Genomic DNA, 13,225 nt, shown 5'->3' with positions numbered 1-13,225 from the left:
GACCCGAAGGTCGCCTCTATCAAGCCGCCGCTGAATCAGAACTCGTGATCAGCGGTGTCCGGTGCCAGGTTGGCGATGCCCAGTTTGCTTGCGGCCTGTTCGATCGCACCGGTCTGCTTGACCAGGGCGGCGATGGCGTCACGCACGATCTGGTTGCCGGCAGCGTTGTCGGCCGCGATCAGCTGGTCGTAGTGCTCGCCTTTGGCGGCATGGTCGACCATCACCTGAATCTTGGCTTCGGTTGCTTGCAGGTCGGCCTTGAGGGTGGTGTCGGTGGCGGCGTCGATCTTGGCCACCAGCGACGACAGGCTCGGGCCGCTCAGCTTGGTGCCGTCGGTGCGGGTGTACTCGCCCAGGTAGACGTTGCGGATGCCCTTGGCGTCATAGAAGTGCGAGTTGTGGGTGTTGTCGCTGAAGCAGTCCTGCTCGTCTTCAGGCGAATTGGCTTCCAGGGAAACCTTCATGCGCTCACCAGCCAGTTCGCCCAGCGACAGGCTGCCCATGCCGAACAGCATCTTGCGCAGGCCGTCGGCCACTGGCTCGGCTTCGAGGGTGGCACGGTAGTTGGTGGCAACGTTCGGTGCCCAGTTGCCGACCATTTCCTCGAGGTCGTTGACCAGCAGTTGGGTCACGGCTTTGAGGTAGGCACGGCGGCGCTCGTTGTGGCCGCCGGTAGCGCCCTGGCCTTCCAGGTAGTCGGAGGCAGGACGGGCGCCGGCGCCCGGGCCGGTGCCGTTGAGGTCCTGGCCCCAGAGCAGGAATTCGATGGCGTGGTAACCGGTGGCAACGTTGGCTTCGGAGCCGCCCAGCTCGTTCAGGCTGGCGAGCTTCTCCGGGGTGATGTCCTTGACGTCAACCTTGTCTTCGCCGACCTGAACCTGGGTATTGGCGATGATGTTGGCGGTCGCGCCAGGGTTGCCCAGAGCATGCTCGTAGCTCTTGTCGACATAGTCGATCAGGCCTTCGTCCAGCGGCCAGGCATTCACCTGGCCTTCCCAGTCGTCGATGATGGTGTTGCCGAAGCGGAACACTTCGCTCTGCAGGTATGGCACACGGGCAGCGACCCAGGCGGCTTTGGCAGCGTTCAGGGTTTCGTCGCTGGGCTTGGCAAGGAAGGCGTCGATCGCGGTTTGCAGGGTCTTGGCGGTGCTCAGCGAGTCGCTGTAGACGGCGTGGACCATGTCGGCGTAATGCTTGACCACGGCCTTGGCCGCTGCTTCGTCGACGGCGCCAGCGGCAGCAGGGGCGGTAGCCGAGGTGGTGGCCGGGGCTTGCGGTGCGGCGGCTTTGTCCTTGTCCTTGCTGTCGCCGCAACCGGCGAGAGAGATGGCAATGGCCAACAGACTGGCGGTGGCCAGAGGCATACGAATCATGGCGAATTCCTGCGTCGAGAGGTTGGACAGGCGTACCGGGGGCACGCAAAACTGCAACATAATGCGAAAGATTTGCATTTTGTGTAAAGGGGCAGTCACGTAAATATTCAAATGCGTGGGTTGACCGCTTCGAGCAATGCGTACAGGGGTTAGAGAATCGAAACCTGGTTGCGCTGGGCCTGTTTGAGGAACGCAGTCAGCTCCCGGGCCGGCAAGGGTTTGCTGTAGTGGTAGCCCTGACCTTCATGGCAACCCTGGGCGATGATGTAGGCTTCCTGTTCCGCCGTCTCGACCCCTTCGGCAATGACTTGCATGCCCAGGCTCTTGCCCAGCTGGATGATGGCGCGGACGATGGTGGCATCGTCGTCGTCATCGAGCAGGTCCTGGACGAAGCTCTTGTCGATCTTGATCTTGTCCAGCGGCAGCGACTTCAGGTAGCTGAGCGACGAGTAGCCGGTGCCGAAGTCGTCAATGGCAATCAGCGCCCCGGAGCGGCGCAGGCTCAGCAGGTGCTGGGCAGCGGTGCTGATGTCTTCCATCAGGCCGGTCTCGGTGACTTCCAGCTCCAGGCTGCGCGGCGGCAGGCGGTAGATCTGCAGCAGGTTGTTGACCACTCGCGGCAACTCGTTGTGGTGCAGTTGCACGGTCGACAGGTTGACCGCCATGCGCAGTTCGCTGAAGCCCTGGTCGTGCCAGTCGCGTAGTTGCCGGCAAGCCTGGTCGAGCACCCATTCGCCGATGCTGATGATGTTGCCGTTCTGCTCGGCCAGGGGGATGAACTGGTCCGGCGGGACCATGCCCAGTTCCGGATGCTGCCAGCGCAACAGCGCCTCGACACCGACCACGCGATGGTCGCGGTAGCTGATCTGTGGCTGGTAGACCAGGAACAGCTGGTTGCGCGGCAGCGCTTCGCGCAGGTCTTTTTCCAGCTCGCGGCGCCGGCGCATCTCGCTGTCGACACTGGCGATGTAGAACTGGTAGCGGTTGCGCGAGCGGGCCTTGGCCAGAGTCATGGTCTGCTCGGCCTTTTGCAGCAACTTCTCGGTGCTGTCGCCGTCTTCGGGGAACAGGGTGATGCCGATGGTCGCGCGCAGGCGGATTTCCTGGTGGTCGAGGGCGAACGGCGCCTCGAGGTCATCGAGAATGCTCTGGGCCAGCTCCGCCGCTTCGTAGGGCTGCTCGATATCGGCCTGGACCAGGGCGAACTGGTCGCCGCCCAGGCGGGCCAGGGCACCGAGGCGGCCACTGTGGGCGCGCAGGCGGTCGGCCAGGGCCAGCAGCAACTGGTCGCCGGCCTGGTAGCTGAACTGCTCGTTGATGCCCTTGAAGTCGTCAAGGCCCACGCACAGTACCGCCACCCGGCGTTGCAGGCGCCCGGCGTCGACGAGGATCTTGTCCAGTTGCTGCTGCAGTTGCTGGCGGTTCGGCAGGCCGGTGAGAAAGTCGTACTGGGCCATGCGCAACAGGCTGTTCTCGGCTTCATGGCGCAGGTGGGTATTGCGCTCGATCGAGGCCAGCAACTGGTTGGCGGTATTGACCCACAGGCCCAGCTCGTTCTTTTCGTGGCCCTTGATCAGCGGCAACTGGTGCTGGCTGGGACGGTCGGGGTTGATCTGGGTGAGGTGCTCGATGATCTTCGACAGCGGCTTGGTCAGCATCCAGTGATAGACCAGGTACAGCACCAGGCCCATGGCCAGGGCGCGCAGCACGCCAGAAATGAAGATGATCACTGAACTGACCAGGAAGCCCTCGCCGTAGGAGGCGGTGTCGAGGGTGATGCTCAGGTCGCCGTAATATTCGCTATAGGGGCCACGGCCGACCAGCTGGGTGGTGAAGTTGCGCTCCTGGCCGAGAATCAGGTCGGTCAGCCAGCGGCTGGAAACCTCCTGCAGCGGGCGGGATTTTTCCGCCAGCATGGTCTCGTTGGGATGGCCGATGGAGGCCATGCGCACGGACTCGTCCTGGAACAAGCCCTCCATGACCTGCATGCCCATTTCCTTGTCCAGGCTGTACACCGCCTGGGTCGAAGGGTCGCGGAACATGTCGAGGATCCGTTGGGCGTCATTGGCGACGGCCTGGCGGGTCTTGTAGGCATCAAAGACGATCTGCGCACAACTGAGAACTACACCGACGACCAACGCCGAGAGCAGTACTACCCTGAGCAACTTGACCGATAAGCTGTTCTTGAGTTCCAGCTTCAATGGGGTTTCCTTAATCCATGCGCATGGCATCATTTTGCCATCAAACTTGGCAATCCACTATCGGCCGTCAACAGGACTTCTCCAGCTCCTTGACGGTGCATTTTGCACCAGGAGCAGGTTGGCTGCCTGCCGTCACTGTATCGGTTGCCCGGCCTCGCGACTTTAATCCGTGGCAACGAGTTTCCCAACGTTTGATGTTAGCGTGCTCTGCGTGCGCGGCAAGATGCACGGCGCCTGAATAGGATGAAAAATGTTGCAGCGCAGACGCGCATAAAAAAGCCCACCGCTAGGGTGGGCTTTTCGCGCGCTCAATACCTTGTGCAAGGTATTGCTCAGCAGCCGGCTCAGGCAGTGAAGGTTTTGCCTTCGAACTGCTCGGCGACGAACTTCCAGTTGACCAGGTTCCAGAACGCCTCGACGTACTTCGGACGCACGTTACGGTAGTCGATGTAGTAGGCGTGTTCCCAGACGTCGCAGGTCAGCAGCGGAGTGTCGCCGTTGGTCAGCGGATTGCCGGCGCCGATGGTGCTGGCCAGGGCCAGGGAACCGTCGGATTTTTTCACCAGCCAGCCCCAACCGGAACCGAAGGTGCCGACCGAAGTCTTGGTGAACTCTTCCTTGAACTTGTCGAACGAACCGAACGCGGCGTTGATGGCTTCAGCCAGGGCGCCGGTTGGTTGGCCGCCGGCGTTTGGCGCCAGGCAGTTCCAGTAGAAGGTGTGGTTCCAGACCTGAGCGGCGTTGTTGAAGATACCGCCCGAGGAAGTCTTGACGATCTCTTCCAGGGTCTTGCCTTCGAACTCGGTGCCTGGCACCAGGTTGTTCAGGTTCACGACATAGGTGTTGTGGTGCTTGTCGTGGTGGTATTCCAGGGTTTCCTTGGAAATGTGCGGCTGCAGGGCGTCGTGGGCGTAAGGCAGCGGCGGCAATTCAAAAGCCATGGTGATTCTCCTAATCAGGTCTGTTGCGGTGAGCGCAAGGCCGATCACGGGCGGCCGGTGTGCGTCGGCGAGTTTGTACTCTTTGCGACGCAAGGGCTGGATCATAGCACCGGGCCCGGTGCATAACCACGCAACAAGTGTACGGGAAAGAGGTTCCAGAGCCTTTGCCGGTGCCGGACGAGCGGCGCCTCAGGTAAAGATCAGCTGCGCCGCCACGGCAAACATCATCACCGCCACCATCAAGTCGAGCAGCCGCCAGGTGCCTGGGCGCGCCAGCCACGGGGCCAGCCATGCGGCGCCCAGGGCGAGGGTGAAAAACCACAGCAGCGAGGCGCTGGCGGCGCCGGCCACGTAAGCGCCGGGCACGGTCTGCTGGGCGCCCAGCGAGCCGATCAGCAATACCGTGTCGAGGTATACGTGGGGGTTGAGCAGGGTCACCGCCAGGGCGCTGAGCAGCACCGCCCGACGCGAACGCAAGCCCTGGCCTTCGCCCTGTTGCAGGCTTTGTTGCGAGCAGGCGCGCAGCAGCGCCTTGGCGCCGTACCAGATCAGAAACACCGCGCCACCCCAGCGCGCCACCGCCAGCAGGGTCGGGTTTTGCGCCAACACCGTGGCCAGGCCAAACACGCCCGCGGCCACCAGGATGGCATCGCAGACCACGCACAGCGCCGCCACCGGCAGGTGATGTTCGCGGCGCAGGCTCTGTGCCAGGACAAAGGCGTTTTGCGTGCCGATCGCCATGATCAGGCCGAAGGCGACCAACAGGCCGTTCAGGTAGCTTTGCCACATAAGGGGAACTCCACAAGACACCCGCAGGGCGCGGGCGCAAATACAAAGAAGATGCTGGCCATTGTGGGGATTTCCTCTGTATAAGAAAAACAAATAAAGCTGATCTGGCATTAGGAAAAATAATGTTCGATTACAAACTGCTGTCTGCCCTCGCCGCCGTGATCGAACAGGCCGGTTTCGAGCGCGCCGCCCAGGTGCTGGGCTTGTCGCAGTCGGCGATTTCCCAGCGCATCAAGTTGCTCGAGGCGCGCGTTGGCCAGCCGGTGCTGGTGCGCGCCAATCCGCCGAGCCCCACCGATGTCGGCCGGCGCCTGCTCAACCATGTGCAACAGGTGCGCCTGCTTGAGCGCGATCTGCAGAGCCAGGTGCCGGCGCTGGATGCAGAGGGCATGCCCGAGCGCCTGCGCATCGCCCTCAATGCCGACAGCCTGGCGACCTGGTGGGCAGGCGCTGTGGGCGAATTCTGTGCCGATCAGCAGGTGTTGCTCGACCTGGTGGTCGAAGACCAGGAAGTCGGCCTCAAGCGCATGCGCGCCGGCGAAGTGGCAGCCTGCCTGTGCGGCAGCGAACGGCCGGTGGCCGGCGCACGCAGCCTGTTGCTCGGCGCCATGCGTTACCGGGCGCTGGCCAGCCCGGCGTTCATGGCGCGCTACTTTCCAGCCGGTTTCGCTGCCGCGCGGCTGTCGCGCACGCCGGCGCTGGTGTTCGGGCCGGATGACTTTCTTCAGCACCGTTACCTGGCCTCGTTAGGTATTCAGGACGGTTTCCTCCATCACCTGTGCCCGTCATCCGAAGGCTTCTTGCGCATGACCGAAGCGGGCCTGGGCTGGGGCCTGGTGCCGGAACTGCAGGTGCGCGATCAGCTGGCCAGCGGGCGCCTGGTAGAAATATCCGCGGATAAACCCATCGACGTGCCCTTGTACTGGCATCATTGGCGCAATGGCGGGCAGTTGCTCGGCCAACTGACGGATCACCTGCGCCTGACGGCCGGGCAGTGGCTGGTGCCCTTGTAGGCATTGGCGGCGTCAGCAGTATCTGAAAAACCTGTTTTAGGCGGAGTGCTACATGCAAATTCTGGTCACCGGCGCGAGCGGCTTCATAGGCGGGCGCTTTGCGCGCTTTGCCCTGGAGCAGGGCTTTGACGTTCGGGTCAACGGCCGCCGCGCCGAAGGCGTCGAGCACCTGGTGCGACGCGGCGCGCAGTTCATCCCGGGTGACCTTGGCGATCCGGACCTGGCCCGACGCCTGTGCCAGGGCGTCGAGGCGGTGGTGCATTGCGCCGGTGCGGTGGGCAACTGGGGGCGTTACCAGGACTTTTACCAAGGCAACGTGGTGGTCACTGAAAACGTTGTCGAGGCTTGCCTGAAGGAGCATGTACGGCGCTTGGTGCACCTGTCTTCGCCGTCGATCTATTTCAATGGCCGCTCGCAGCTGGGCATTACTGAAGACCAGGTGCCACGGCGCTTTCATGACCATTACGGGGCCACCAAGCACCTGGCCGAACAGAAGGTCTTCGGCGCCCAGGAGTTTGGCCTCGAAGTGCTGGCCCTGCGTCCGCGCTTTGTCACCGGCGCGGGTGATGTGAGCATCTTCCCGCGCTTGCTGCAGATGCAACGCAAGCGGCGCCTGGCGATCATCGGCAATGGCCTGAACAAGGTCGACTTCACCAGCGTGCAGAACCTCAACGAAGCGCTGATCAGTGCCTTGCTCGCCGATAACGCGGCGCTTGGCCAGGCCTACAACATCAGCAACGGTCATCCCTTGCCGCTGTGGGATGTGGTCAATTATGTGATGCGGCAAATGCACCTGCCGCAAGTCACCCGCTACCGTTCCTACGGCCTGGCCTACAGCCTTGCAGCCTTGAACGAAGGCGCCTGCCTGCTCTGGCCGGGCCGCCCGCAGCCGACCCTGTCACGCTTGGGGATGCAGGTGATGAGCAAGGACTTCACCCTCGACATCAGCCGCGCCCGGCAGTTTCTTGATTACCGCCCCAGCGTCAGCCTGTGGTCGGCACTGGATGAGTTCTGCGGCTGGTGGAAAGCCCAGGACCTTGCGTCCGGCCAGCACTGAACCCGATCACGGCTTTGCGGTCGATCAGTGCGCAGATCAGGCTTTATACTAATGACCATTTGCTATCACCGTGGTTGAAGGGATCCCATGCGTAACAATGCCCCAGATATTTTCGATAACGTACCGACCTTGAGTGCCGGTAGCCGTGACGACGATGATGTTGTCCCGGTTGCCGGCGTGCGTCGTGGCGGTGCGGCGGCTGTGCATGCTCAGCCCAAGGCGGCCAGCAGCGGCCCGTTGTGGGCATTGCTCGGCGCCTCGTTCATTGCCCTGGCGGGCCTTGGCTGGTGGAGCTTTCAGCAGATTTCGCTGATGGAGCAGCAACTGGTTGCCACCCAGGAGAGCTTTGCCCGCATCAGTGAAGAAGCGGCGGGGCGCCTGCAGGCGATCAGCGGCAAGGTGGCGGCCAGCGAGAGCAGTGTCAGCACCGACAGCGAAGCCCTGAAGCTGCAGATCAGGCAGTTGCAGGCGAGCCTGACCGAGCAGGGCAAGCAACAGCAGGGTGTAGCCGGGCAGACCGGTGACCTGGGTAAACGCCTGGAGCAAGTGCTGGCGCAGGCCAGCGAACAGCAAGCGGCCAATGCCAAATTGCAGGAGCAGTTGCAGGCCCAGCTCAAGCGTGTGAACGAGGAGCTGGCCGCATTGAAGACGGCCCAGGTGGATGGCGGCAAGCTTGAAGGTGAGCTCAAGAGCCTGAACGCTGATGTGGCGGCGTTGAAGAAGCAGGGCAACCCTTCAGCGGCGATTCAGCGCCTGGAGCAGGACCTGATCGTGCTCAAGAGCGAGCAGGAGAACCGCCCGGCGCCGGCGGCCAGCAGCGGTGCCTCGACGGCGGAGTTTGATGCGTTTCGTGGCCAGGTGACGCGCAATATCAATACCCTGCAAAGCCAGGTGCAGAACCTGCAACAGCAGATCAACGCCCGGCCTTGAGGGCCTCATCGCGTTCAGCACCTACAGCCGCGGATAATCGATGTAACCCACTGGCCCCTTGCCATAGAAGGTCTCCGGATGCGCTTCGTTCAGTGGCGCATCCGCCGCCAGCCGCGCCGGCAGGTCCGGGTTGGCAATGAACGGAATGCCGAAGGCCACCGCATCGGCTTTACCGCTGGCCAGCGCTGTGTTGGCGCTGGCCTTGGTGAAGCGCTCGTTGACGATATACGGGCCGCCAAAGGCTTGTTTGATCAGTGCGCCGATGCTGTCGTCGGCTTCCTTCTCCCGCGAGCAGATGAAGGCGATGCCGCGCTTGCCCAGTTCGCGCGCCACATAAGTGAAAGTCTCGGCGCGGTTGGCGTCGCCCATGTCATGGGAGTCGGCGCGCGGTGCCAGGTGTACACCCACCCGTTGCGCGCCCCAGACTTCGCTCACCGCGTCAGTCACTTCCAGCAACAGCCGAGCACGGTTCTCCAGCGAACCGCCGTACTGGTCATCGCGCTGGTTGGTGCTGCTCTGCAGGAACTGGTCGATCAGGTAGCCGTTGGCCGCGTGCACTTCAACGCCATCGAAACCGGCCGCCTTGGCATTCTCGGCGCCGGTACGGTAAGCCTCGACAATGTCGGCGATTTCTGCGGTTTCCAGTGCCCGCGGGGTCGGGTAATCGGCCAGTGGACGCACCAGGCTGACATGGCCTTTGGGCTGGATGGCGCTCGGCGCGACCGGGGTTTCACCATTGAGGTAGCTGGGGTGGGAGATCCGCCCTACGTGCCACAACTGCAGGAAAATCCGCCCGCCGGCGCCATGCACGGCCTTGGTCACGTTGGTCCAGCCGCGCACCTGGTCGTTGGACCAGATGCCCGGGGTGTCCGGGTAGCCGACGCCCATGGGCGTCACCGAGGTCGCTTCGCTGAGGATCAGGCCGGCGCTGGCGCGCTGCACGTAGTACTCGGCCATCAGTGCGTTGGGCACCCGGCCTTCATCGGCGCGGCAGCGGGTCAGTGGGGCCATGATGATGCGGTTCGGCAGCACGAGGTCGCCGAGGGTGATCGGATCAAAAAGCGTCGTCATAAATACCTCAAGGCTTATCAGTGAGTGGCAGATGCCAGTTCGGCTTTTTTGCCGCTCTGGCTGAAGGTGATCAGGGTGACGATCAGCGCCAGTACCGCCAGCGCTGCGGCGGCCAGGGGCACGCGGGTCAGGCCCAGGCCCTGGGCGATGACGGTGCCGCCGACCCAGGCGCCAAGGGCGTTGCCCAGGTTGAAGGCGCCGATGTTCAGGGTCGAGACCAGGTTCGGCGCGGCCTTGCCGAAGGTCACCACGTTGACTTGCAGGGCAGGCACGGCGGCAAAGGCGGCGGTGGCCCAGAGGAACAGGGTGATTTCGGCCGGAATCAGCGCGACGCTGGTCCAGCTCAGCACGGTGGAGACCACCGCCATGCTAGCGAATACGCCGACCAGGGTGGCGCCCAGGCGCTTGTCGGCCAGCTTGCCGCCGACGATATTGCCCAGGGTTAGGCCGACGCCGATCAGCAGCAGGGTCCAGGTCACGCCCCGTGGCGAAACGCCGGTAACGTCGCCAAGCAGCGGCGCGACGTAGGTGAACAAGGCGAACATCGAGGCTGAGAACAGTACGGTCATCGACAGCGACAGCCAGATGCCGGCGCCTTTGAGCGCAGCCAGTTCGGCGCGCATGTCGAGTTTTTCTTCGTCATGGCGAAACGGCAGGAAGCGGATCAGGCCGATCAAGGCAATCACGCCGATCACGGTTACCGCCCAGAAAGTCGAGCGCCAGCCGTATTCCTGACCCAGCGCGGTGCCCAGCGGCACGCCTAGCACGTTCGCCAGGGTCAGGCCGGTGAACATCAAGGCCACGGCCGAGGCGCGGCGGTTGGCCGGCACCAGGCTGGCCGCGACCACCGAGCCGATTCCGAAGAAGGCACCGTGGCACAGGGCGGTCACCACCCGGGCGAACATCAGCAGGTTGTAGTCGCTGGCCACCGCACACAGCAGGTTGCCGACGATGAACACGCCCATCAGCGCAATCAGCGCCGCTTTACGCGGCAGGCGCGAGGTGGCCAGAGCCATGAACGGCGCACCGATGGCCACGCCCAGGGCGTAACCGGTGACCAGCCAGCCGGCACCGGGAATCGACACACCCAGGTCTGCCGCCACGTCGGGCAGCAGACCCATGATGACGAACTCGGTGGTACCGATGGCGAAGGCGCTAAGCGCCAGGATTATCAGCGAAAGGGGCATTGCAAGGTCCTTGTCAGAGTTCTTGGCTCATCTGCTGGAGGAAGGCTTGGATGGTTTCCTCGTTGCGTTTGAAAAAATGCCACTGGCCAATCTTCTGGCTGCTGATCAGGCCCGCGCGCTGCAGGGTCGCCAGGTGGGCAGAAACGGTCGACTGCGACAGGCCGCAGCGTTGATCGATCTGCCCGGCACACACACCGTGTTCGGTGCTGTGGTGCTGGTCGGGGAACTGCGCGTCGGGGTCCTTCAGCCAGTTGAGGATTTCTCGCCGTACTGGGTGGGCCAGGGCTTTTATTATTTCGTCGAGATCGAGAGGCATGGTTGGGCTCGTGGTTGTGTAGCGGTATATCGCGATGTGGCGAAATATAAATCGGTATTTCGCGATATACAAATATGATGTGGTTCTGAGCTCAGCGTAAATCGCTATATCGGGTTATAACGATATAGATGCCGGGGTGCTAGAATCCCAGTCCATGAACTACCTCGCACACCTTCACCTCGGCGGTCAGCAGCCCGAGCAATTGCTCGGCAGCCTCTATGGCGATTTCGTCAAAGGTCCGTTGCAGGGGCGCTTTGCCCCATCGCTGGAAGCGGCGATTCGTTTGCACCGGCAGATCGACGTCTACACCGACAGCCATCCACTGGTGCTGGCGGCGCTGGCGCGTTTTCCGCGGCAGCGGCGGCGTTATGCCGGGATCATCCTCGATGTGTTTTTCGACCACTGCCTGGCCTTGCACTGGCAGGATTACGCTGAGCAGCCATTGGGTCAGTTCACCGACCGGGTCTACCAGGTCCTCGCCGCCGAGCCGGCCTTGCCTGGGCGCCTGGCGCAAATCGCGCCGTACATGGCCGCCGATGACTGGCTGGGGTCTTACCGCGAATTCGCGGTGCTCGAACAAGTGTTTCGCGGCATTGCCCGGCGCCTGTCACGGCCCGAAGGCATGGACGGTGCGATAGAGGAGGTGACGGCGCTGTACCAGCCATTGCTGAATGACTTTCGCAATTTCTACCCAGAGCTTCAGCGCTTTGCCAGGGCCAATACCTAGGCGGCCCTGGCCCGGCGTTGTGGTTGGGCAACCGGTTCGCTGCCGAACAGTGTCTGCTGGATTACCTGCTGCGCCTTGAACGCCAGGGCGGCGCGTTCTTCGCCGGCGCTGGCAATTGGCGCGAGCAGATGGATCTCGACCTCGGCGCAGTCATTGGCAAACAGCCGGAACAGGTGCGAGAGCAAATCGTCATTACCGATAAACGGTGCGATCGCATCGCTCTGGCCGTTGCGCAGGTAGCGCAGGGCGACCGGCTGCAACGGGGTTTGCGTATCGATGGCACTGGCCAGCAGGCGCCCATGAAAGGTGCGCAGGCTGCGCCCGTCGGTGGTGGTGCCTTCGGGGAAAATCAACAATGCGCTGCCTTGTTGCAGGTGCTGGCTGATCTGCTGGCGCAGCAGCTGGCTGTCGTTACCACCGCGGCGGATAAATAGAGTGCCGGCCTTGAGCGCCAGCCAGCCGGCAATCGGCCAGGTGCGCACTTCGGCCTTGGACAGGAACGACAGCGGCGCAAGCATGCCCAGCAACGGGATGTCGGTCCAGGACACATGGTTGCTGACCCACAGCATCGGTTGCTGCGGCACCTGGCCCAGCACCCGCACCTTGAACGGCAGGGCGTTGCTCAGCCTGGCCATGAACAGCTGCGACCAGCGCTGCCGGCGCTCGGTCGAGGCCGGTACGCGCAGGCGCTCGTAGAGGGTGAACAGCGCGGCCATGGCCAGGCCGAACAGCACCACCAGCAGCACCCGAATTACGCGCCCATAGACGCGCAGGCGCTGCATCAGACCGCCGCCTTGAAGTGCCGGGCATAGCGCGGGCACAGCTCGTCGCGCTTGAGCAGGATGAACACGTCGGCGACCTGGAAGTCTTCGTCCCAGCACGGCTCGCCGCAGATCTTCGCCCCCAGGCGCATGTAGGCCTTGAGCAGCGGCGGCATCTCGGCGATGACGTTACCCGGCAAGGCCAGGCTTGGCAGCGGGTTTTTCGGTTCGGCGCGCAGGTGCTCGGTGCACAGGTAACGTTCGCGCAGGCGTTGCATGATCGCATGGGCCTGCACGCCGCCATCCTGCATGGGGATGCTGGCGCAACCCATCAGGTAGCTGTAGCGGCCCTCGTTGAGCACTTCGGCCAGTTCCGCCCAGAGCACGGCGATGGTGCCGCCGTTGCGGTAGGCCGGGTCGACGCAGGTGCGCCCCAGTTCGAGGATCGGCCCTTGCAGGTGGCCGAGGCCGTGCAGGCTGAATTCCTCTTCGCTGTAGAAGCGCCCCAGGCTGCTGGCAGCCTGATGGTCGAGCAGGCGGGTGGTGGCGACCAGGCGTCCGCTGGTCAAGTCGCGCACGCCGATGTGGCGGCAATGAATGTCGTAGTCATCCATGTCCAGGCCCAGTTCGGCGCCTTTGAGCTTGGCCTTGAATTCACCGCTGAATACGCTGAACCTCAGGGCCTGGGCTTCCTGCAGGGCTGCCGGGCCGACCAGGCGTTCGGCTTGCAGACGGCGTTCAGTGCTGTTGTCGCCAGAGCGAGCGATCCGAGTCATTGCGTGTCTCCATAAGCCAGCCATGGGGTTGCGGCCGGTCGACTTTGTTGTGCAAAGTCAGCCTAGGTAGATGCGGTGTCACC

General features: G+C 63.2%; 13 protein-coding genes. 4 read left to right on the top strand and 9 right to left on the bottom strand.

The window, feature by feature from the left end:
* Positions 1 to 35: 35 nt before the first annotated feature.
* The 4 genes from LOY54_RS22240 to LOY54_RS22225 all read right to left on the bottom strand — a co-directional run bounded on the left by LOY54_RS22240 (position 36) and on the right by LOY54_RS22225 (position 5,304).
* Positions 36 to 1,373 carry an imelysin family protein gene (locus LOY54_RS22240; RefSeq protein ID WP_093387302.1) on the bottom strand — a complete coding sequence of 446 codons (1,338 nt, stop codon included), beginning with the start codon at positions 1,371 to 1,373 and terminating at the stop codon, positions 36 to 38.
* Between the two features lie 149 nt (positions 1,374 to 1,522).
* Entirely contained in the window at positions 1,523 to 3,604 is a 2,082-nt protein-coding gene (locus tag LOY54_RS22235; protein WP_404944436.1) for a putative bifunctional diguanylate cyclase/phosphodiesterase, read from the bottom strand.
* A 314-nt stretch (positions 3,605 to 3,918) separates the two neighbouring features.
* Positions 3,919 to 4,515, bottom strand: a complete 597-nt coding sequence (locus tag LOY54_RS22230; RefSeq protein ID WP_045197403.1) for a superoxide dismutase — start codon at positions 4,513 to 4,515, stop codon at positions 3,919 to 3,921.
* A gap of 189 nt (positions 4,516 to 4,704) precedes the next feature.
* Complete coding sequence (locus tag LOY54_RS22225) at positions 4,705 to 5,304, bottom strand: LysE/ArgO family amino acid transporter (protein ID WP_045197405.1); 600 nt, start codon at positions 5,302 to 5,304, stop codon at positions 4,705 to 4,707.
* A 122-nt stretch (positions 5,305 to 5,426) separates the two neighbouring features.
* Between LOY54_RS22225 and LOY54_RS22220 the strand changes: the two genes are divergently transcribed.
* The 3 genes from LOY54_RS22220 (at position 5,427) to LOY54_RS22210 (ending at position 8,304) form a co-directional block, all read left to right on the top strand.
* Positions 5,427 to 6,317 carry a LysR family transcriptional regulator ArgP gene (locus LOY54_RS22220; protein ID WP_045197407.1) on the top strand — a complete coding sequence of 297 codons (891 nt, stop codon included), beginning with the start codon at positions 5,427 to 5,429 and terminating at the stop codon, positions 6,315 to 6,317.
* 52 nt (positions 6,318 to 6,369) lie between these two features.
* Positions 6,370 to 7,374, top strand: coding sequence for an NAD(P)-dependent oxidoreductase (locus tag LOY54_RS22215; protein ID WP_045197409.1), 1,005 nt, complete (start codon positions 6,370 to 6,372; stop codon positions 7,372 to 7,374).
* An 87-nt stretch (positions 7,375 to 7,461) separates the two neighbouring features.
* Positions 7,462 to 8,304, top strand: a complete 843-nt coding sequence (locus LOY54_RS22210) for an ATPase (protein ID WP_258607949.1) — start codon at positions 7,462 to 7,464, stop codon at positions 8,302 to 8,304.
* Positions 8,305 to 8,325: 21 nt separating this feature from the next.
* Here the strand turns inward: LOY54_RS22210 and LOY54_RS22205 are convergent, their stop codons facing one another.
* From LOY54_RS22205 to LOY54_RS22195, 3 genes are read right to left on the bottom strand one after another with little or no spacing between them, the layout of a single operon-like run.
* Positions 8,326 to 9,375 carry an alkene reductase gene (locus tag LOY54_RS22205; protein WP_258607947.1) on the bottom strand — a complete coding sequence of 350 codons (1,050 nt, stop codon included), beginning with the start codon at positions 9,373 to 9,375 and terminating at the stop codon, positions 8,326 to 8,328.
* Between the two features lie 17 nt (positions 9,376 to 9,392).
* Complete coding sequence (locus tag LOY54_RS22200) at positions 9,393 to 10,562, bottom strand: MFS transporter (RefSeq protein ID WP_258607945.1); 1,170 nt, start codon at positions 10,560 to 10,562, stop codon at positions 9,393 to 9,395.
* A 13-nt stretch (positions 10,563 to 10,575) separates the two neighbouring features.
* Positions 10,576 to 10,878, bottom strand: a complete 303-nt coding sequence (locus LOY54_RS22195) for a helix-turn-helix transcriptional regulator (RefSeq protein WP_038998919.1) — start codon at positions 10,876 to 10,878, stop codon at positions 10,576 to 10,578.
* Between the two features lie 154 nt (positions 10,879 to 11,032).
* Here LOY54_RS22195 and LOY54_RS22190 point away from each other — a divergent pair, with 154 nt between their 5' ends.
* The gene (locus LOY54_RS22190; protein ID WP_093379886.1) at positions 11,033 to 11,605 is read left to right on the top strand and encodes an ACP phosphodiesterase; all 573 of its coding nucleotides are present in this window, start codon (positions 11,033 to 11,035) and stop codon (positions 11,603 to 11,605) included.
* Here LOY54_RS22190 and LOY54_RS22185 read toward each other — a convergent pair.
* Entirely contained in the window at positions 11,602 to 12,387 is a 786-nt protein-coding gene (locus LOY54_RS22185; protein WP_258607943.1) for a 1-acyl-sn-glycerol-3-phosphate acyltransferase, read from the bottom strand. The genes LOY54_RS22190 and LOY54_RS22185 overlap by 4 nt on opposite strands.
* Positions 12,387 to 13,142 carry an L-ornithine N(alpha)-acyltransferase gene (gene olsB / locus LOY54_RS22180; protein ID WP_093379894.1) on the bottom strand — a complete coding sequence of 252 codons (756 nt, stop codon included), beginning with the start codon at positions 13,140 to 13,142 and terminating at the stop codon, positions 12,387 to 12,389. The genes LOY54_RS22185 and olsB overlap by 1 nt, the downstream gene beginning before the upstream one ends.
* Between the last annotated feature and the right edge of the window lie 83 nt (positions 13,143 to 13,225).

The sequence above is a fragment of the Pseudomonas sp. B21-032 genome, assembly GCF_024748965.1.
Classification (GTDB): domain Bacteria; phylum Pseudomonadota; class Gammaproteobacteria; order Pseudomonadales; family Pseudomonadaceae; genus Aquipseudomonas.
The sequence above is the reverse complement of the archived record's forward strand: the minus strand, read 5'-3'. Positions and strand labels throughout refer to the sequence as shown.

Coding starts and splice junctions, on each gene's coding strand:
- LOY54_RS22190 (WP_093379886.1), top strand. CDS start 11,033: ATGAACTACCTCGCACACCTTCACCTCGGCGGTCAGCAGCCCGAGCAA.
- LOY54_RS22195 (WP_038998919.1), bottom strand. CDS start 10,878: ATGCCTCTCGATCTCGACGAAATAATAAAAGCCCTGGCCCACCCAGTA.
- LOY54_RS22230 (WP_045197403.1), bottom strand. CDS start 4,515: ATGGCTTTTGAATTGCCGCCGCTGCCTTACGCCCACGACGCCCTGCAG.
- LOY54_RS22225 (WP_045197405.1), bottom strand. CDS start 5,304: ATGTGGCAAAGCTACCTGAACGGCCTGTTGGTCGCCTTCGGCCTGATC.
- LOY54_RS22200 (WP_258607945.1), bottom strand. CDS start 10,562: ATGCCCCTTTCGCTGATAATCCTGGCGCTTAGCGCCTTCGCCATCGGT.
- LOY54_RS22240 (WP_093387302.1), bottom strand. CDS start 1,373: ATGATTCGTATGCCTCTGGCCACCGCCAGTCTGTTGGCCATTGCCATC.
- olsB (WP_093379894.1), bottom strand. CDS start 13,142: ATGACTCGGATCGCTCGCTCTGGCGACAACAGCACTGAACGCCGTCTG.
- LOY54_RS22220 (WP_045197407.1), top strand. CDS start 5,427: ATGTTCGATTACAAACTGCTGTCTGCCCTCGCCGCCGTGATCGAACAG.
- LOY54_RS22235 (WP_404944436.1), bottom strand. CDS start 3,604: ATGCCATGCGCATGGATTAAGGAAACCCCATTGAAGCTGGAACTCAAG.
- LOY54_RS22205 (WP_258607947.1), bottom strand. CDS start 9,375: ATGACGACGCTTTTTGATCCGATCACCCTCGGCGACCTCGTGCTGCCG.
- LOY54_RS22210 (WP_258607949.1), top strand. CDS start 7,462: ATGCGTAACAATGCCCCAGATATTTTCGATAACGTACCGACCTTGAGT.
- LOY54_RS22185 (WP_258607943.1), bottom strand. CDS start 12,387: ATGCAGCGCCTGCGCGTCTATGGGCGCGTAATTCGGGTGCTGCTGGTG.
- LOY54_RS22215 (WP_045197409.1), top strand. CDS start 6,370: ATGCAAATTCTGGTCACCGGCGCGAGCGGCTTCATAGGCGGGCGCTTT.